Origin of the sequence: Alloalcanivorax marinus, assembly GCF_016785095.1 — a bacterium.
GTDB classification, from domain to species: Bacteria; Pseudomonadota; Gammaproteobacteria; order Pseudomonadales; family Alcanivoracaceae; genus Alloalcanivorax; species Alloalcanivorax marinus_A.
Map to the genome: position 1 here is coordinate 1 of NZ_JAEKJB010000002.1, position 17,643 is coordinate 17,643.

The 17,643-nt window shown below is 64.8% G+C and carries 18 protein-coding genes and 1 tRNA gene; 14 read left to right on the forward strand and 5 right to left on the reverse strand.

Annotated features, from left to right (window positions below; translation table 11 throughout):
• Nucleotides 1-202: 202 nt before the first annotated feature.
• Complete coding sequence (gene fabB, locus JF515_RS01830; RefSeq protein ID WP_203100426.1) at nt 203-1,414, reverse strand: beta-ketoacyl-ACP synthase I; 1,212 nt, start codon at nt 1,412-1,414, stop codon at nt 203-205.
• 47 nt (nt 1,415-1,461) lie between these two features.
• Nucleotides 1,462-2,007 (reverse strand): 3-hydroxyacyl-[acyl-carrier-protein] dehydratase FabA, encoded by a 546-nt coding sequence (gene fabA, locus JF515_RS01835; protein ID WP_203100428.1) that lies wholly within the window; start codon nt 2,005-2,007, stop codon nt 1,462-1,464.
• Nucleotides 2,008-2,295: 288 nt separating this feature from the next.
• Here fabA and JF515_RS01840 point away from each other — a divergent pair, with 288 nt between their 5' ends.
• The 13 genes from JF515_RS01840 (at nt 2,296) to JF515_RS01900 (ending at nt 13,513) form a co-directional block, all read left to right on the forward strand.
• The gene (locus tag JF515_RS01840) at nt 2,296-4,257 is read left to right on the forward strand and encodes a heme lyase CcmF/NrfE family subunit (protein WP_203100430.1); all 1,962 of its coding nucleotides are present in this window, start codon (nt 2,296-2,298) and stop codon (nt 4,255-4,257) included.
• Nucleotides 4,250-4,801: a DsbE family thiol:disulfide interchange protein gene (locus JF515_RS01845; RefSeq protein WP_203100431.1), complete on the forward strand. Its 552-nt coding sequence runs from the start codon at nt 4,250-4,252 to the stop codon at nt 4,799-4,801. The genes JF515_RS01840 and JF515_RS01845 overlap by 8 nt, the downstream gene beginning before the upstream one ends.
• The gene (locus JF515_RS01850) at nt 4,801-5,211 is read left to right on the forward strand and encodes a cytochrome c-type biogenesis protein (protein ID WP_203100433.1); all 411 of its coding nucleotides are present in this window, start codon (nt 4,801-4,803) and stop codon (nt 5,209-5,211) included. The genes JF515_RS01845 and JF515_RS01850 overlap by 1 nt, the downstream gene beginning before the upstream one ends.
• Nucleotides 5,208-6,233 carry a tetratricopeptide repeat protein gene (locus JF515_RS01855; RefSeq protein ID WP_238400796.1) on the forward strand — a complete coding sequence of 342 codons (1,026 nt, stop codon included), beginning with the start codon at nt 5,208-5,210 and terminating at the stop codon, nt 6,231-6,233. The genes JF515_RS01850 and JF515_RS01855 overlap by 4 nt, the downstream gene beginning before the upstream one ends.
• A 120-nt stretch (nt 6,234-6,353) precedes the next feature.
• A complete protein-coding gene (gene adk / locus JF515_RS01860; RefSeq protein ID WP_203100435.1) occupies nt 6,354-7,010 on the forward strand; it encodes an adenylate kinase in 657 nt (218 codons plus the stop codon).
• Nucleotides 7,011-7,189: 179 nt separating this feature from the next.
• The gene (gene hemH, locus JF515_RS01865) at nt 7,190-8,155 is read left to right on the forward strand and encodes a ferrochelatase (protein WP_203100437.1); all 966 of its coding nucleotides are present in this window, start codon (nt 7,190-7,192) and stop codon (nt 8,153-8,155) included.
• A gap of 197 nt (nt 8,156-8,352) precedes the next feature.
• Complete coding sequence (locus tag JF515_RS01870) at nt 8,353-9,186, forward strand: hypothetical protein (RefSeq protein ID WP_203100439.1); 834 nt, start codon at nt 8,353-8,355, stop codon at nt 9,184-9,186.
• Between the two features lie 146 nt (nt 9,187-9,332).
• On the forward strand, nt 9,333-9,566 hold the full coding sequence (locus tag JF515_RS01875) for a bacterioferritin-associated ferredoxin (protein ID WP_203100441.1): 234 nt from the start codon (nt 9,333-9,335) through the stop codon (nt 9,564-9,566).
• A 232-nt stretch (nt 9,567-9,798) separates the two neighbouring features.
• Nucleotides 9,799-10,278 (forward strand): bacterioferritin, encoded by a 480-nt coding sequence (gene bfr, locus JF515_RS01880; RefSeq protein WP_194296652.1) that lies wholly within the window; start codon nt 9,799-9,801, stop codon nt 10,276-10,278.
• A 106-nt stretch (nt 10,279-10,384) separates the two neighbouring features.
• A tRNA-Arg gene (locus JF515_RS01885) sits at nt 10,385-10,461 on the forward strand.
• 503 nt (nt 10,462-10,964) lie between these two features.
• Nucleotides 10,965-11,966, forward strand: coding sequence for a DUF5924 family protein (locus JF515_RS01890; RefSeq protein WP_203100443.1), 1,002 nt, complete (start codon nt 10,965-10,967; stop codon nt 11,964-11,966).
• A gap of 76 nt (nt 11,967-12,042) precedes the next feature.
• On the forward strand, nt 12,043-12,918 hold the full coding sequence (locus JF515_RS01895) for a cytochrome c oxidase assembly protein (protein ID WP_203100445.1): 876 nt from the start codon (nt 12,043-12,045) through the stop codon (nt 12,916-12,918).
• 1 nt (nt 12,919) lies between these two features.
• Nucleotides 12,920-13,513, forward strand: coding sequence for an SCO family protein (locus tag JF515_RS01900; RefSeq protein WP_203100447.1), 594 nt, complete (start codon nt 12,920-12,922; stop codon nt 13,511-13,513).
• Between the two features lie 183 nt (nt 13,514-13,696).
• On the opposite strand, the gene metE is transcribed toward JF515_RS01900, so the two are convergent.
• Nucleotides 13,697-15,985 (reverse strand): 5-methyltetrahydropteroyltriglutamate--homocysteine S-methyltransferase, encoded by a 2,289-nt coding sequence (gene metE / locus JF515_RS01905; RefSeq protein ID WP_203100449.1) that lies wholly within the window; start codon nt 15,983-15,985, stop codon nt 13,697-13,699.
• A gap of 92 nt (nt 15,986-16,077) precedes the next feature.
• Between metE and JF515_RS01910 the strand changes: the two genes are divergently transcribed.
• Nucleotides 16,078-16,995: a LysR family transcriptional regulator gene (locus JF515_RS01910; protein WP_203100451.1), complete on the forward strand. Its 918-nt coding sequence runs from the start codon at nt 16,078-16,080 to the stop codon at nt 16,993-16,995.
• Between the two features lie 9 nt (nt 16,996-17,004).
• On the opposite strand, the gene JF515_RS01915 is transcribed toward JF515_RS01910, so the two are convergent.
• Complete coding sequence (locus JF515_RS01915; protein ID WP_203100453.1) at nt 17,005-17,181, reverse strand: hypothetical protein; 177 nt, start codon at nt 17,179-17,181, stop codon at nt 17,005-17,007.
• The gene (locus tag JF515_RS01920) at nt 17,168-17,632 is read right to left on the reverse strand and encodes a CYTH domain-containing protein (protein WP_203100455.1); all 465 of its coding nucleotides are present in this window, start codon (nt 17,630-17,632) and stop codon (nt 17,168-17,170) included. Before JF515_RS01920 ends, JF515_RS01915 begins: the two co-directional genes overlap by 14 nt.
• Between the last annotated feature and the right edge of the window lie 11 nt (nt 17,633-17,643).

A 17,643-nucleotide genomic window follows, 5' to 3' on the forward strand; every position in this document is an offset into this window, starting at 1 on the left:
AACAGCCCGGTGGTCCGATCTACGGCACAGGTTCAAGGACCTCAGGAGCGACTCGGGTTGCCACCGGGCTGACAGGGGATGGTAGCTAATCATCTCCCTGCGGAGAGACACAAGGAGCGGCTTCAGCCGCGATCAACCAACCACCCGCCCACAAAAAAGCCCGCCATTGGCGGGCTTTTTTGTGTTCGAGGCGATGCTCGGATCATTCCCAGCGTTTCAGCGCCAGGGAGGCGTTGGTGCCGCCGAAGCCGAAGCTGTTGCTGAGCACCAGCTCGGGTCGCGTTTCCACGGTTTCACGCAGAATCGGCAGGCCCTCGGCCAGCTCGTCCAGCTCGGTGATGTTGGCGGAAGCGGCCTGGAAGCCGTCGCGCATCATCAGCAGGCAGTAGATCGCTTCCTGAACGCCGGCGGCGCCCAGGCTGTGGCCGGTGAGGCTCTTGGTGGAGCTGATCGCGGGCACCTGGTCGCCAAACACCTCGCGGATCGCCTTCAACTCGGCCACGTCACCCACCGGAGTGCTGGTGCCGTGGGCGTTGATGTAATCCACCGTGCCGTCCACGTTGGCCAGCGCCTGGCGCATGCAGCGTGCCGCGCCCTCGCCGTTGGGGGCCACCATGTCGTGGCCGTCGCTGGTGGCGCCATAGCCCACCACCTCGGCGAGAATGCGCGCGCCGCGGGCCTTGGCGTGCTCCAGTTCCTCGACCACCACCATGCCGCCGCCGCCGGCGATGACGAAGCCGTCGCGGCTGGCGTCATAGGCCCGGGAGGCGGTTTCCGGAGTGTCGTTGTATTTGGTGGAGAGGGCGCCCATGCCGTCGAACAGGCAGCTCAGGGTCCAGTGTTCCTCCTCGCCGCCGCCGGCGAAGATCATATCCTGCTTGCCAAGCTGGATCTGCTCCACGGCGTTGCCGATGCAGTGGGCGCTGGTGGCGCAGGCACTGGCGATGGAGTAGTTCACGCCCTTGATCTTGAACGGCGTGGCCAGGCAGGCGGACACCGTGCTCGCCATCACCCGGGGCACCATGTACGGGCCCACGCGCTTGACGCCGCGCTCGCGGGCGATGTCGGCGGCGGCCACCTGGTTTTCCGAGGAATGGCCGCCGGACCCGGCGATCAGGCCGGTGCGCTCATTGCTGATCTCGTCGGCCTCCAGGCCGGCGTCGGCGATCGCATTCTGCATCGCCACGTAGGCGAAAGCGGCCGCGTCGCCCATGAAGCGGCGTGGCTTGCGGTCAATGTGTTCATCCAGGTCGATTTCAGGCGTCCCCGCCACCTGGCTGCGCATGCCTATTTCCTTATAGGCTTCCTTGAAGCGGATGCCGGAGCGGCTCTCTCGCAGGGCCCGGGATACGGTATCGGCATCGTTGCCCAGGCAGGAAACGATGCCCATGCCGGTAATCACAACGCGTCGCATACTAGTGCTCCATCAAGATAACAGGGTCGTCTTCAACGCGGCCGCGCTCAAAAACCTTCCGTCGAAGTGAACAGGCCCACCCGCAGGTCGTCGGCCTGATAAATGTCATTGCCGTCCACGGATACGGTGGCGTCGGCGATGCCCATGGTGAGCTTGCGGGCGATCACTCTTTTGATATTGATCCGGTAGGTGAGTTTCTTGGCGGTGGGCAGCACCTGGCCGGAAAACTTCACCTGACCCACGCCCAGGGCGCGGCCGCGACCGGGGTTGCCGAGCCAGCCCAGGTGGAAGCCCAGCAGCTGCCAGGTGGCGTCCAGGCCCAGGCAGCCCGGCATCACCGGATCGCTCTCGAAGTGGCATTGGAAGAACCAAAGGTCCGGATGGATGTCCAATTCCGCCACGATTTCACCCTTGCCGTAGCTGCCACCAGTCTCGGCGATGTGGACGATGCGGTCCATCATCAGCATATTGGGCAGCGGCAGGCGCGCGTTGCCGGGGCCGAACAGCTCCCCATGGGCGCAGGCGAGCAGGTCCTCGCGTGAGTAGGATGATTGTCTGTCGACGTTGCCGTCGTTGGGATTGCTAGGATTCAAACCTTTGACTCCACGTAAATCGGGTCGGCAGCGGGCGGCCCCCGGCGGGACCGACGCGAACCGGGTTAACAGTATAGGGTTGCCGGATGACTCTTAGTTTACACCGTGTCGACCTTTCACGAATTTGACATGGTAGCAGAGCGCTTTCACCAGGGACGAACGGTAAGCGTCTCAAAATATGTCCACGGTCAAGGCATGCCGGGATCGGGCGTGGGGGCGTGAAGGCGGGCTTGCAAAGCGGCGGTGCTCCGTCGATGATGCGCGCGCGCATACCAGCCGGAGGTACAAGTGGCGGCGGAAATCGGACATCTTTCCCTGTGGGTGGCCATGGCGACGGCCCTGGTCCTGGCGATCTTTCCCCTGATCGGCGTCCATCGCCGTGTGGTGGCCTGGCAGCAGTACGCGCGGCCCCTGGCCTGGCTGCAGTGGCTGGCCCTGACGGTGGCCATCGTGGCGCTGGGCTACGGCTTCTACATCAACGACTTCTCGATCACCTACGTGGCCAACCACAGCAACTCCGAGCTGCCGCTGGGCTACCGCCTGTCGGCGATCTGGGGCGGCCATGAGGGCTCGTTGCTGCTGTGGGCCTGGATGCTGGGCGGCTGGACCGCGCTGGTCGGTCTGTTCAGCCGCAAGGTGCCTCTGGACATGGTGGTCCGGGTGCTGGCGGTCATGGGCATGATCGCGGTGGGCTTCCTGGCCTTCATGCTGCTCACCTCCAACCCCTTTGACCGCTCCCTGCCGTGGTTCCCCATCGACGGCGCCGACCTTAACCCGCTGCTCCAGGACCCGGGCCTGATCGTCCATCCGCCCATGCTGTACATGGGCTACGTGGGGTTCTCGGTGGCTTTCGCGTTCGCCGTCGCCGGGCTGATGGCCGGCAACCTGGACCCGGCCTGGGCGCGCTGGGCGCGGCCCTGGACCACCGTGGCCTGGTGCTTTCTCACCGTCGGCATCGCCCTGGGCTCCTGGTGGGCCTACTACGAGCTGGGCTGGGGCGGCTGGTGGTTCTGGGACCCGGTGGAAAACGCCTCGCTGATGCCCTGGCTGGCCGGCACCGCCCTGATTCATTCCCTGGCGGTGAGCGAGAAGCGCAACCTGTTCCGTGCCTGGACCGTGCTGCTGGCCATCGTGGCGTTCTCGCTGAGCCTGCTGGGCACCTTCCTGGTCCGTTCCGGGGTGCTGACCTCGGTGCACGCCTTCGCCAACGACCCCAGCCGGGGCGCCTTCATCCTGGCGTTCCTGGCGGTAGTGGCCGGCGGCGCGCTGACCCTGTTCGCGCTGCGCGCCGGGCAGTTGGAAGGCAAGGGCGGCTTTAAGCTGATGTCCCGGGAGACCTTCCTGCTGGGCAATAACCTGATGCTGCTGGTGGCCGCCTCGGCGGTACTGCTGGGCACGCTTTACCCGCTGCTCGGCGAGGCGCTGGACATCAAGGTCTCGATCCGCAGCCCTTATTTCAACGGCTTCTTCGTGCCCCTGGCGTTGCTGCTCATGGTGTTGCTGGTGCCCGGCGTGATGAGCAACTGGAAGCGCCAGGACGGCGGCGCCGTGGCGCGCCGCCTGCTGTGGTTGGTGCCGGCGGCCCTGGTGGCCGGTTTCCTGGCCTCACGGCTGCCCGGCGACACCCCCTGGGTGGGCACACTGGCGATCATGCTGGCGCTGTTCGTGGTGCTCGCCCATCTGGACGACCTGGTGCGCCGGGCGCTGGCCTATGGTCAGGGGCTGGCGGTTGGCCTGGGCAAGCTTGGGCGCGGCTACTATGGCATGGTGCTGGCCCATTGTGGTCTGGCGGTGCTGGTGGCCGGCATCACCGTGGTCAGCTACCACGAGGTGGAGCGCGACGTGCGCATGGCCCCCGGCGACGTGGCCGAGGTGGGTGGCTACCGCTTCGAATTCGACCAGTTGAGCGCCTATCGGGGCCCAAATTTCGATTCCCGCAAGGGCCACTTCGTGGTCAGCCGCGATGGTGAAGTGGTCACCGAGATGAACCCGGAGAAACGCACCTACCGGGCCAGCGGCCAGGTAATGACCGAGGCGGCCATCGACGGTCGGCTGATGCGTGATCTGTACGTGGCCCTGGGCGAACCGCTGGAGGGCGACGCCTGGGCCGTGCGCATCTACTACAAGCCCATGGTGCGGTGGATCTGGCTGGGCGCGCTGATCATGGCTCTGGGGGGCGGTCTGGCGCTCACCGACGCGCGCTATCGCAAGAAGATCGGTCGCCGCGAGGAGGAACCGGCCTATGAGTAAGAAGACCACCAGCCTGTGGGTGTTCGTGCCGCTGGTCGGCTTTGTCGCCCTGGCGATCCTGCTTGCCAGCGGCCTGGGCCGCAATCCGGAGGAGCTGCCGTCGGCGCTGGCCGGCAAGCCGGTGCCGGAGTTCTCCAAACCGTCGCTGCTGTCCGGCGACACTCTCAGCGAGGAGCGGCTGCACGGCCAGTGGCAACTGCTCAATGTGTGGGGCACCTGGTGCCCTACCTGCTATGTGGAGCACCCCTATCTGCTGGAACTGGCGGAACGCGGCGTGCCCATTGTCGGCATGGACTACAAGGACGAGGACGACAAGGCCCGCGACTACCTGGCCCGCTACGGCAACCCCTTCACCGAGGTGATCGTCGATGCCGATGGCCAGCTGGGGCTGGACCTGGGCGTTTACGGCGCTCCGGAAACCTTCCTGATCAATCCGCGCGGGGAGATCGTGCTGCGCCACGTGGGCGAGATGAACCAGCGCGCCTGGGACGAAAAGTTCGCGCCGGTACTGCGCCAGGCGGGCAATCCGCTGGGAGGCCCGTGATGATCCGCGCGCTGGTTCTGCTGACCCTGCTGCTGACGGCGCCGCTGCGGGCCGCCATTGATATCTACCAGTTCGACGACACCGCCCAGCAGGACCGTTTCCACCGGCTCACCGAGGAACTGCGCTGCCCCAAGTGCCAGAACCAGAGCATCGCCGACTCCGACGCGGAGATCGCCCGGGATATGCGCGAGCGGGTGGCGCGCATGATTCGCGATGGCCGTAGCAACGAGGAGATCGTTGAGTTCTTCGTCGCCCGTTACGGCGATTTCGTCAGTTACCGCCCGCCGGTCAACGAACGCACCGCCATTCTCTGGGTGGGCCCGGTGTCGCTGCTGATCCTGGGTGGCCTGGGCATTCTGTTGCTGGCCCGCCGCGCCAGCCGTCGCGTGGAGGAGGACGACCCCGAATGACTTTGTTCGTGATTCTGCCGCTGGTGCTGCTGCTGGCGGTTCTGGTGTGTTTCGGATTGTGGCGGCGCGAGCGGCTGCGCGCCGGCGAGCCGGTGTCCTGGCGGGGCCTGGCGCTGCCGCTGCTGGTGGTGGTGCTGGCCGGGCTGGGCTATCTGACCCTGGGGCTGCACCCGGAAACCGCCGGCTGGCTCGCCGAGCAGAACCGCTACGATGACGTTGCCCGGCGCGTGATTCGCGGCGAGGGCCCGAGCGAGAACGACCACGACATCTCCGCCCAGGCGCTCACCCGGGTGCTGCAATCGCGGCTGGCCCGGGACCCGAGCCAGCCGGGCTGGTACACCCTCGGCCTGCTCTACGATCAGCTTGGCGCGCCGGCCCAGGCCCAGGAAGCGGCCCGTCGCGCCCTGGCGCTGGACCCGGACGACGACGGCGCCCGCCTGTTGTTGGCGCGCGGCATGATTGCCCAGAACCAGGGCCGGCTCAGCGACGAAGCCGATGCCCAGATCCAGCGCGTGCTGGATGACCAGCCCCAGCATGACGGCGCCTTGATGCTGCGCGCCATGGCCGCCACCGAAGCGCGCCGTTTCGACCTGGCGGCGCAATCCTGGCGCGCGCTGCTGGCGCGCCACGGCGAGGGCGAAGCCGGCCGCTTGATTCGCCAGGGGCTGGCCCGCGCCGAGGAGCAAAAGGAGCGCGGTGACAAGCTGGCCAATCTGAGCGTTACCGTGGACGCCCCGGATCTGCCCGATGGCGGCACCCTGTTCGTGTTCCTGCGCCGTCAGGGCGAGGGCGGCCAGCCGTTGGCGGCGCGCCGCGTGCTGGTGGAATCGTTTCCCGTTACCGTGACCCTGACGCCGTCGGACTGGCTGCAGGGTTACCCGGAAAACCTGGAGGTCCTGCGGGTGGCGGCACGCTATACGCCGGCGCCGGGCTCCAATGTGGAACAGGCGCGGCTGGGCACCGAACCGGTGCCGCTGGCGCTTGGGGAGAGCCCGGCGGCGCGGCTGACACTGGCGCCCTGAGCGGCCCCGCGGGCGGCGATGGTACCAAGGTCGCCCTTGTGCCAGCCCGACCCGCACGGTAAAGTCGTCCCCCTTCGGGAGAGGGGGAACCTTCCCATTCGCGGCAATTCGGAGAAGTCTATGCGTGTCATCCTGCTTGGCGCGCCCGGTGCGGGTAAGGGCACTCAGGCGCAGTTCATCAAGGACGAATTTTCCATTCCCCAGATTTCCACCGGCGACATGCTCCGTGCCGCGGTGAAGGCAGGCACGCCCCTGGGACTGGAAGCGAAAAAGGTCATGGACGCCGGTGGCCTGGTTTCCGACGACATCATTCTCGGCCTGGTCAAGGAACGCATCGCCCAGGACGATTGCAAGAACGGTTTCCTGTTCGACGGTTTCCCGCGCACCATTCCCCAGGCCCAGGCGCTGGTGGATGGGGGTATCAATATTGATTTCGTGGTCGAAATCGACGTCGACGACGAAGAGATCATCGAGCGGCTCAGCGGTCGCCGCGTGCACCCGGCTTCCGGTCGCGTGTACCACGTCAAGCACAATCCGCCCAAGGAAGAGGGCAAGGACGACCAGACCGGCGAGGAGCTGGTGCAGCGTGACGACGACAAGGAAGCCACGGTTCGCAAGCGCCTGGAGGTGTATCAGGAGCAGACCCGCCCGTTGGTGGATTTCTACCAGAAGATCGCGGACAGCGGCGAGCCCAACGCGCCCACCTATGTGCGCGTGGCCGGTGTCGGCGGCGTCGAGGACATCCGTCAGCGGATCATGGCCAAGCTCAAGGGCTGAGGCCGCGGTCATCGCGACGAGATAAAAGGGGAAGCTTCGGCTTCCCTTTTTTTCGGTCTCGTTATCGTGATTAAAGCCGTCCCGTTCGCCGCCACCCGCTGACCGCGCCGCGTCGCTCACCTATCATTGATCCTGGATCGGTTTGGATGCCGTGGTCGCACACTAGGAGGCTTGCCTGTATGACATCTAAAAAAACCGCCGTGGTGCTGGTTAACCTTGGCACCCCCGACGCCCCCACGTCGGGCGCGGTGCGCCGCTATCTCAAACAGTTCTTGTCCGATCCGCGCGTGGTGGAAGCGCCGCGCTTCGTCTGGTTCTGGGTGCTGCGCCTGTTTATTCTGCCTTTCCGGCCGCGACGCGTGGCCGGCCTCTATGCCTCGATCTGGGGTGACGACTCACCGATCCGCGAAGTCTCCGAGCAACAGGCCCAAGCCCTGGACCAACGCCTCGACGTTACCGTCCGCCACGCCATGACCTACGGCTATCCGGCCATGCCCGCGGTGCTCGACGAGCTCGCCGACGCCGGCCACGATCATCTTTTGATTCTGCCTCTCTATCCACAGTATTCCGGCTCGACCACCGGAGCGGTGGCCGATGTGCTCGCCGACTGGGCACGGGGCCGTCGTGAAGTGCCGGGCTTCACGCTGATCAAGGATTATTGGCAACATCCGGCCTGGCTTGATGCCATGGTCGATAGCATCCGCGATTTCCGTGAGCAGCACGGCGAGGCCGAGAAGCTGTTGTTCTCCTTTCATGGTATCCCCAAGCGTTACCAGGAACTGGGTGATCGCTACGGCGAGCGGTGTCTGCAATCGGCGGCGCGTATCGCCGAGCGACTGTCCCTGAGCAACGATGCCTGGGCGGTGACCTTTCAATCGCGGTTCGGACCGCAGGAATGGTTGAATCCCTACACCGATAAAACCCTGGAAGAGTGGGGCGCCGCCGGCGTGCGCTCGGTGCAGGTCGTGTGCCCGGGTTTCGCCGCCGACTGTTTGGAAACTCTGGAGGAGATCGATTCGGAAAATCGCGAGATCTTTCTGCACGCGGGGGGGGAATCGTTTGCCTATATTCCCGCCTTGAACGCGCGCCCCACGCACATCGATGCATTGGAACGAATCATAGCGGGGGCCTTACCGCGAAACTGAAAAACGTATGTCGATGGATTGGAAGGGGGCGACTCATGGAGCGCCCCTTTTTTGTTTTTCGCCGACAAAAAAGTGGTTCTTTTTTATTTTTTACTTATTCGTGCCGGCTGCTGGTCAAATAATGTACCAACGTAATTTTTTTTGTGCTACTTTCCGACTGTCGCAGAAAAACGACGTCATAGATTAGGAGATCGATCATGGCCCGAGCAGCAAAGAAAGCAGCCACTAAGCGAGCGACGCGTAAGAAGACGACCGCTCGCAAGACCACCGCCGCCAAGACCACGGCGCGCAAACAAACCGCCAGCAAGGCACCGGCGGTTCCGAAATCAGTAAGCAACGCCGAAGCCAAGTTCAAGCTTCAGGAAAAGGCGGTTACCCAGGCGGAGAAAAAAGTCGACCAGGCGGAAGCCCGACTCGATCGCCACAAGAAGAAGGTCGATACCGAAAACGGCAAGCTCGGTAAATTGCGTACCGACCTCGCCGCCAAGCGCGACAAGGTAAAGGGCAAGGCCACCGCCGCCGCCAAGCGTGCCGTGGATACCGCTCGCGGTCGCATGAATACCCAGCGGCTCAAACTTCAGGACCTGCGAGGTGAAAGCAAACTGATTCGCGCCGAGATTCAGGCGGCGAAGAAAGTGGTTACCCGCGAGAAGAAAAAGCTGCGTACCGCTCAGCGCAATCTGTCCGCCAAGATGCGTGAGTACGAGCGCAAGCTGGCCAAGAAAGCCAAGGCCGCTCAGAAGAAGGCGGAACAGAAAGCCAAGACCGCCGCGCGCAAGGCCGCCGCCAAGTCGAAGAGCAGCGCCAAGAAGAGCACGGCGAAGAAAGCCACCGCCAGGAAAGCCACCGCCAAGAAGAGCGCCGCGAAGAAATCCACCGCAGGCAAGAGCGCGGCCAGGAAGACTTCCACGCGCAAGAGCCCGGCCCGCAAAACCGCCGCCAAGAAGACCACGGCGCGCAAGAGCACCGCTGGCAAGAAGAGCGCGGCTCGTAAGTCCACGGCCCGTACCAGCCCGGCCAAGCAGAGCTGACCGGATACCGGAACCAGCCCCGCCGCCGCCCCCGATCCCGGGGGCGGCGGCGTTTTTGACCCCCGCCACGGATCGCGCCGAAAGGTGTTGATAATAATTCGCATTAGGGTTAACCTGCTTTTCGAGATTGAGGAGTAGGCGTAGCTATGTACGTATGTCTCTGCAACGGCATCACTGACAGCCAAATACGGGAAGCAGCCGAAAGCGGTTGCGACAGCCTGCGTGATCTTCGTCGGGAACTTGGGGTTGGCAGTCAGTGTGCCAAATGTGCACGGCACGCCCGCCAGGTATTGCGTGATACCCGTAGCGCCATGCCAGCGACCTCTTCTCTCTCCCCCGGCCGGGGTGAAGTCGTGCAGTTCTGGCCACGGACCGCCTGAACCGCGCCGGCTTCGGAACCACCCGGGCCACGGCGACCGCCCAGCCAGGCACGATACCGTAAACGGTAGCGAGCCAAGCCAGGGACGGGCCCGCCGGATGTCAGTAAAGACTGATTCTCATTTATATAACTAGTTGTATTTACTGGTTTTTTTTGTCGCGAGCCCTTGTCGGGGCCGGCCTGTTGCACAACAATGGGCGCGTTCCCCAATTCCCCGGCAATGGAGAGGCACCATGAAAGGCGACAAGAAGGTCCTGGAGCACCTCAACCGGGCGTTGAGCAACGAGCTCATCGCCATCAATCAGTATTTCCTGCACGCCAAGATGTACAAGGACTGGGGCCTGCACGCCTTGTACGAGAAGGAATACCACGAATCCATCGACGAGATGAAACACGCCGACTGGCTGTGTGAACGTATTCTGTTCCTGGAAGGCGTCCCCAACCTGCAGGACCTGGGCAAGCTGATGATCGGCGAAAATACCCGGGAAATGCTCGAATGCGACCTCAAGCTCGAGCAAATGGCCGTGCCCGATCTGCGTGATGGCATCGAGTACTGCGAATCCGTGCGCGACTACATCTCCCGCGACCTGCTGCGCCGCATCCTGGACTCCGAGGAAGAGCACATCGACTGGCTGGAAACCCAGCTGGAGCTCATGGACAAGGTCGGCCAGGAAAATTATCTGCAAAAACAAATGGAAACCGACGACGACTGAATGCGGTTTTCCGTTTCGTTTGCGCAAGAATTCACCGCCCGTGGCTTGACTGGACCCGGGGTATTGGGAATAATGCGCGCCTCTTGACGGCAACGCCGCCAAGCCCGCACCGGTAGCTCAGTTGGATAGAGCATCTGGCTACGAACCAGGAGGTCGGGGGTTCGAATCCTCCCCGGTGCGCCATCTCAAACGAAAAGGCCCCGCTCCCAAAAGGAGCGGGGCCTTTTCGTTTGAGATGGCATACCGAGGAAGTATTTAGAGAACCCCCCGGGTTCGACAAGCCGGCCCAAAGGGCCGGCGCAGGGCGTCGCCGCAAAGCGGCGACGGGGCGAGGCCCCGAGCGGCGTAGCCGCGAGCCAATCCTCCCCGGTACCCCTCCGAATAGCACCACGCCAAACCCCCAAGCCCGGCAAGCGAAGCAAAGCCGGGCTCCCCCTGAAACCCACCTCCCCACGCAGCCCCCACCAACGCCAAACCCCAAGCCCGGCGAGCGAAGCAAAGCCAGGCGCCCCTCTGAAACCCTCCACCCCCAACGACAAACCAGACCACCCACCCCACCCACCCCCATCGCGGCGGAAGCCCCCCTACAACAGCCCCACCCCATTTTTTACAAGCCACCCACGAAACCATCCGGTAGCCTGAGCCCTCGAACACGCACCACCCACGACCCAGGACCCTTAACAACCATGCAAGCCCGATGGCTGGAACGCTTCAACACGCTTCTCTACCGCCTTCGCCACCTCTGGGCGGTGGGCAGCTTCTCCCTGGGCCTGGCCAGTTACTTCCTGGTGGAACGCAAGCCCTGGCTGGCGGCGGTGCTCACCGCCATTCTGGTCGGCACCTGGCTGGTTCTGCTCACCGAGAACTTCTGGTTGCGCCGTTTCCGGGGCGGGGCCATGGAGCCGCTGGCCCAGGGCGCGCTCAAGCTGATGCTGCAGGGCGTGCACCAGGAGGCCTTTTTCTTCAGCCTGCCGTTCGTGATTCTGCAGTGGTCCGGGGGCGCGGAGTACTTCCTGTTCACCGGCCTGGTGATCACCGCCGCCCTGGTCAGCATCGTCGACCCGCTGTATTTCCGGCTCGCCGGCCATCGCGCTCTGTACTTCGGCTTCCATGCTTGGGCGTTGTTCGTGGCGTTGCTGGTGTTGTTGCCGCTGATCTTTAAATGGCCCACCAACTACGCGCTGGACGGCGCCGCGCTGCTCACCGCTCTGTTCGCGCTGCCCAGCTTCTGGCGGGTGGGCGGGCCCCGGCCGGCCTACCGCTGGGTGCTGCTGGTGGTGTTTTCCGGCGCCATCGCCACGGTGCCGTTCTGGGGGGCGCCCCTGGTGCCGCCGCTGACCCTGTCCCTGGAGCAGCGGGCCATGGCGGCGAGTATCAACCGGGCCAGTCGGGAGCCATTGGTTACCGGCCAGCGGTTTTCGGCGGCGGAGCTGGATGACGGGCTCTATGCCTATACCGCGATCCGCGCGCCCCTGGGGCTGGGCCAGCCGGTGAGCCACTACTGGTATCACGACGGTGAGCGGGTGGATCGTATCGGCCTGCATCTCACCGGCGGCCGCCGGGAGGGCTATCGAACCTGGTCGCACAAGGCCCATTTGCCGGCACCGGCGGTGGGGGACTGGCGGGTGGAGGTGCGCACCGACAAGAACCAGATCATCGGTGTGTTGCGTTTCACCATTACGCCCTAAGGGCCCGAGGTCGAGGCCTGGGCGTGGCGAAATGCCGCGTTGGCCGCCTTGACGCCGGCCCGGCGGCGGCGCACCCTTGGCGCCGCGATCCGGGCCGGTGGCGCCGGCCCTTCACGGTGAAGGCCCGTTCCTGTTCATGTTGCAAACCCTGTCGGGCGCCTTGACGCCCTATATCCTGTCTCCGGTCACCGTGCTGCTGTTTCTGGTGGCGGTGGTGACTTACCTGGTGGGCTGGCGTCGTCTGGTGGCGGTGGGCGAGCGGCCTTCCGCGTGGCGGGCGTTGTCGTTCTTTCTGGGGGTGCTGCTGTGTTACGGGGTGATGCACACCCAGTTCGATTACTATTCGCGCTACATGTTTTTCGTGCACCGGGGCCAGCATCTGGTGCTGCATCACCTGGGGGCGTTTCTGATCGCCCTGGCCAACCCGTTGCCGGTATTCGCCGCCAGCGCCGGCGACCGGCGCTTTCCCCGGCTGGCGGCGGCGTTCCGGCCGGTGCGCCGGGTGCTGTTCGATCCGGTGGTGGCCACGGTGTTGTTCGTCGGCCTGATCTTCTTCTGGCTGACGCCGTCGATTCATTTCGATGCCATGCTCAGCCTGCGGCTTTACGAACTGATGAACTGGTCCATGCTGGTGGATGGCGTGATCTTCTGGTTGGTGATCCTGGACCCCCGCGACCCGGACCGGGCCGGTACGTCCCGGTTCGGAGTGCGTTTTCTGATGCTGGTGGCGGCGCTGTTTCCGCAGATTCTGCTGGGCGCCTACATTACCTTCGCCGAACCGGGGCTCTATGACGTTTACGCGGTGTGTGGTCGCGCGTTCGCCATGGACCCGGCCACGGACCAGGTGCTCGGTGGCATTCTGACCTGGATTCCCGCCGCCATGATGACGATTCTCGGCGCCCTGGTGGTGTTGCGTTTATACCTGCGTTACGACAGTGAAAAAGGAGGCTGACATGGTCCGTTCCATTCTTGCCGCGTTGCTCGCCCTGGCGATGCTGGTCAGCGCGGGGTGTGATTCCTCGGGCGTGGAGTTCAATGGCAAGGACATCAGTGGCCTGATGCCGGAGCTGGAATTCTCGCTGACCGGCGAGAACGGTGAAACGGTGACCGAGGCCCGTTATCGGGGCGAGGCGGTGGTGTTGTTCTTCGGTTATACCCATTGTCCGGATTATTGCCCGACCACGCTGACCGCTCTGGCCCAGGCCCTTAAGCAGTTGTCGCCGGAGCAGCGCGAGCAGGTTCGGGTGCTGTTCGTGAGTGTGGACCCGCGCCGTGACAGTCCGGAGTTGCTGGCTAAATACACCGGATATTTCAGCCCGAGGATCGATGGCCTGACCGGTGACAAGAAGACCCTGGATGCGCTTACCAAGCGTTATCGTACCGCCTACAGTTACGGCGAGCCGGACGATAACGGTAACTATCTGGTCAACCACGGCACGGCCATGTACGGCTTTGATCGTCAGGGCAGGATACGGGTGTTCATGCGTGATGATCAGCCGGTGGACCAGATCGCCGAGGATCTGCGGGCGTTGATCAGCATTCAGTAGGTGGCTCGCCGGCTTTTGTTGCTATCTCCAGCCGCGACGAGACGCTACGTGGTGGCCTCCTGCTGTAGGAGCGGCTTCAGCCGCGATGTACCTGGCACGGCCCCGTAATCACCACCTCATCGTAACGCGCGCTTACCCGCGCCCACGGCGATGGTCGCCGGGAGCGCGGATAGGCCGGCTCGCTTAGCCGGCACGCAGTTGCTTGGCGGCCTGGACCATGTTGGCGAGGGCGCCTTCGGTTTCCTCCCATTTGCGGGTTTTCAGGCCGCAGTCCGGGTTCACCCAGAGCCGTTCCTTGGGCAGCCGGTCGGCGGCCTTGTGCATCAGATCCACCATCCAGTCCACCGCCGGTTCGTTGGGGGAGTGGATATCATAGACCCCGGGGCCGATATCGTTGGGGTACTCGAAGTTCTGGAACGCTTCCAGCAGCTCCATGTTGGAGCGGGACGTTTCGATGGTGATCACGTCCGCGTCCAAGGCGGCGATGGCCTCGATGATGTCGTTGAACTCCGAGTAGCACATATGGGTGTGGATCTGGGTTTCATCCGCCACGCCCACGGTGGCCAGGCGGAAGCAGTCCACCGCCCAGTCCAGATAGGCGCGCCAGTCTTCCCGGCGCAGCGGCAGCCCTTCGCGGAACGCGGGTTCGTCGATCTGGATCACGCCGATACCGGCTTTTTCCAGGTCCTGGACTTCGTCGCGCAGGGCCAGGGCGATTTGCCGGCAGGTGGCCTGGCGCGGCTGGTCGTCACGCACGAACGACCATTGGAGGATGGTTACCGGCCCGGTGAGCATGCCTTTTACGGGCTTGTCGGTCAGTGACTGGGCGAAACGCAGCCATTCCACGGTCATCGGTCGCGGGCGGCTGACGTCGCCGAAGATCACCGGCGGCTTCACGCAGCGCGAGCCGTAGCTCTGCACCCAGCCGAAGCGGGTGAAGGCGAAGCCTTCCAGCAGTTCACCGAAGTATTCCACCATGTCGTTGCGCTCCGGCTCGCCGTGCACCAGCACGTCCAGGTCCACCTGTTCCTGGTAGCGGATCACCCGGCGGATTTCCTGCTCCATGCGCTGATGGTAGTCGGCGTCGCCGAGCTTGCCGGCCTTCCAGTCCCGGCGCGCGGCGCGGATCTCCGGGGTTTGCGGGAAGGAGCCGATGGTGGTGGTGGGGTAGGCGGGCAGGTTCAGCGCCGCTTGCTGCTTGCCGATGCGTTGCGCGAACGGGCTCAGCCGATCCCGCGACAGGCGGTCGGCGCCGGCCAGGCGTTCGGCCACCGCCGGGTTGTGAATGCGCGGCGAGGTGGCGCGGGCTGCCACGGCGGCCCGTTGTGCTTCCAGGGCCGGGCGCACGCTGTCGTCACCGTCCAGGGCACCGCGCAGTACCGCCAGTTCCTGCAGCTTCTGCTTGGCGAAGCTGAGCCAGCTCTTCAGCTCGTCGTCGAGTTTGTCTTCCTGGTCCAGGTCCACGGGCACATGGAGCAGCGAGCAGGAGGGTGCCAGCCACAGCCGGTCGCCCAGTTGATCACGCAGCGGCGCCAGGGTTTCCAGCAGGGCGTCGAGATCGGCGCGCCAGATGTTGCGACCGTTGATCACGCCCAGGGACAGCACTTTGTCGCCCAGCCGTGGCAGCACCTGTTGCAGGTCGTCGTCACCACGCACCCGATCCAGGTGCAGGCCGGCCACCGGCAGTTGCAGGGCGGTGAACAGGTTGTCGCGCAGCCCTTCGAAGTAGGTGGCCACCAGCAGTTTCAGGTCACTGGCGCCGGCCAGGCTGTCGTAGACGCGCAGGTAGGCGCGCTGCCAGTCGTCGGGCAGGTCCAGGGCGAGGATCGGCTCGTCGATCTGTACCCAGGCGACGCCCTGGTCGGCGAAGCGCCGCAGGATGTCCCGGTACACCGGCACCAGCCGTTCCAGCAGGGCCAGCTTGGCGCTGTCGGCGGCGCCGTTGAACGCCTCGCCCTTGGCCAGGTAGAGGTAGGTGAGCGGGCCGGGGATCACCGGCTTGGCGTCGTGACCCAGGGCCCGGGCTTCCTGCACCTGCTCGAACAGGCTGCCCCGGGCGATGCGGAAGTTCTGGTCCGCCGCCAGTTCCGGCACGATGTAGTGGTAGTTGGTGTCGAACCACTTGGTCATCTCGCAGGCCGCCGCTGGCGTGCCGCTGGGGGCACGGCCCCGGGCCATGCGGAACAGGGTGTCCAGATCCACGGGCTGGTCGGCGCCGTGATTGAAGCGCGCCGGGACCACGCCCAGCAGGCAGGAGAATTCCAGAATCTGGTCATACCAGGCGAAATCGCCCACCGGCACCGGTGAGACACCGGCCTCGGCCTGCAGCGCCCAGTGGCGTTCGCGCAGGCTGCGGCCCACGTGTTCCAGTTCGCTCTGCTGCAGGGTGCCGGCCCAGTAGGCCTCCAGCGCCTGTTTGAGTTCCCGGCGCGCACCGATGCGCGGAAAGCCGAGGTTGTGTAAACGGGTCATGATGGCGTCCTTTCGATTTGAATGGCGCTATTGTGGTGGCGGTGCTACATGAGACAAAATCAAATTCCTAATTTTTAATATGAGGATTTCTCATGTTGGAGCTGCGCCATCTGAACACCCTGCTGGCGATTCAGGAGGCCGGCAGCCTGGTGGACGCCGCCGAGCGGCTGCATGTGACCCAGTCCGCCCTGTCCCATCAGCTCAAGGATCTTGAGCACCGGCTTGGCGTGTCGCTGATCGTGCGCCGTACCCGGCCGATCCGCTTCACGCCGGCGGGGCAGCGGGTTCTGGAGCTGGCTACCCAGGTGTTGCCGCTGGTACGCCGCACCGAGACCGAGTTGCGGCGGCTGGCCGCCGGTCGCAGCGGGCGCCTGCATATCGCCATCGAATGCCACTCCTGTTTCCAGTGGCTAATGCCGGCGCTGGACCGGTTCCGGGAAGGCTGGCCGGAGGTGGAGCTGGATCTGTCCGCCGCCTTCAGCTTCACGCCGCAGAGCGCCCTGGTGCGCGGCGATCTGGACATGGTGATCACTTCCGATCCGGTCGGTGACGAGGCGGTGCGCTATCTGCCGTTGTTCCGCTATGAGCTGGTGCTGGCGGTGGCGCGCGGGTCGGCATTGTCGCAGCGGCGTTTCGTCAGCGCGGAGGAACTGGCCGACCAGGTGCTGATTGCCTACCCGGTGGAGCATGAACGGCTGGATGTGTTCACCGCCTTCCTGGACCCGGCCGGGGTGGCGCCGGCGTCGGTGCGCACCGCCGAGCTGACGCCGATGATGGTGCAGTTGGTGGCCGCCGGGCGGGGCGTGGCGGCGCTGCCCAACTGGGCGCTCACCGAGTACCTGGATCTCAAGCTGGTGGAGGCGGCGCGGCTTGGCGAAGCGGGGGTTTGGCGCACTCTATACGCGGCGGTGCGCGATGGTGATGAGTCGGTGCCGTTCATTCAGGAGTTCATGGAGACCGCGCGCACCTTGTGCTTTCAGAACCTGTCGGGCATCAAGCGGGCCGATTGAGGGCCGCCCTCAGGAGGGCCCCTGGGGCGCCAGGGGTTTGACCCAGTAAAGTTGCTTGTGGCCACGTTTGCGGTAGCGTTCGCAGACCCGCTCGGCCTGGTCGCGGGAGTGGAAGCGCTGCATCACGAACAGATTGCCGTTGTCGTCCTGACGCCACAGGATGTACTGCACGTTACCAGCGGCCATAGGGGCTGCGGCTCAGGGCGCTGTTGTAGTAGCGCGGGTCCTCGGTGACCTCCTCGCCCAGCCAGCCAGGGTGGCTGAAGGCTTCGTCCTCGTGCCGCAGTTCGATTTCCGCCACCACCAGGCCTTCGTTGTCGCCATGGAACACGTCCACCTCCCAGACGTGGCCGTCCAGGGGCAGGCGGTAGCGGGTTTTGTCGATTACCCCTTCCGGGCACATTTCCTCGAGCATGGCGCGGGCATCGTCCGCCGGAATCGGGTATTCGAATTCACTGCGCCGCGCGCCGTGGGTCTCGCCCTTGATGGTGAGCCACGCTTGGTCATCGCGCACCCGTACCCGCACGGTGGCCTGGCGGGCATGGCTCAGGTAACCCTGCACCAGGCGTTCGCCGTCCAGGCCGTCGAGAAAGTCGGTGCGCGTGACGCGGAATTTACGTTCGATCTCCACCGCCATGGGAATCTCCG

Coding starts and splice junctions, on each gene's coding strand:
- fabB (WP_203100426.1), bottom strand. CDS start 1,414: ATGCGACGCGTTGTGATTACCGGCATGGGCATCGTTTCCTGCCTGGGC.
- JF515_RS01845 (WP_203100431.1), top strand. CDS start 4,250: ATGAGTAAGAAGACCACCAGCCTGTGGGTGTTCGTGCCGCTGGTCGGC.
- JF515_RS01850 (WP_203100433.1), top strand. CDS start 4,801: ATGATCCGCGCGCTGGTTCTGCTGACCCTGCTGCTGACGGCGCCGCTG.
- JF515_RS01855 (WP_238400796.1), top strand. CDS start 5,208: ATGACTTTGTTCGTGATTCTGCCGCTGGTGCTGCTGCTGGCGGTTCTG.
- adk (WP_203100435.1), top strand. CDS start 6,354: ATGCGTGTCATCCTGCTTGGCGCGCCCGGTGCGGGTAAGGGCACTCAG.
- hemH (WP_203100437.1), top strand. CDS start 7,190: ATGACATCTAAAAAAACCGCCGTGGTGCTGGTTAACCTTGGCACCCCC.
- JF515_RS01870 (WP_203100439.1), top strand. CDS start 8,353: ATGGCCCGAGCAGCAAAGAAAGCAGCCACTAAGCGAGCGACGCGTAAG.
- JF515_RS01875 (WP_203100441.1), top strand. CDS start 9,333: ATGTACGTATGTCTCTGCAACGGCATCACTGACAGCCAAATACGGGAA.
- bfr (WP_194296652.1), top strand. CDS start 9,799: ATGAAAGGCGACAAGAAGGTCCTGGAGCACCTCAACCGGGCGTTGAGC.
- JF515_RS01890 (WP_203100443.1), top strand. CDS start 10,965: ATGCAAGCCCGATGGCTGGAACGCTTCAACACGCTTCTCTACCGCCTT.
- JF515_RS01900 (WP_203100447.1), top strand. CDS start 12,920: ATGGTCCGTTCCATTCTTGCCGCGTTGCTCGCCCTGGCGATGCTGGTC.
- metE (WP_203100449.1), bottom strand. CDS start 15,985: ATGACCCGTTTACACAACCTCGGCTTTCCGCGCATCGGTGCGCGCCGG.
- JF515_RS01910 (WP_203100451.1), top strand. CDS start 16,078: ATGTTGGAGCTGCGCCATCTGAACACCCTGCTGGCGATTCAGGAGGCC.
- JF515_RS01915 (WP_203100453.1), bottom strand. CDS start 17,181: ATGGCCGCTGGTAACGTGCAGTACATCCTGTGGCGTCAGGACGACAAC.
- JF515_RS01920 (WP_203100455.1), bottom strand. CDS start 17,632: ATGGCGGTGGAGATCGAACGTAAATTCCGCGTCACGCGCACCGACTTT.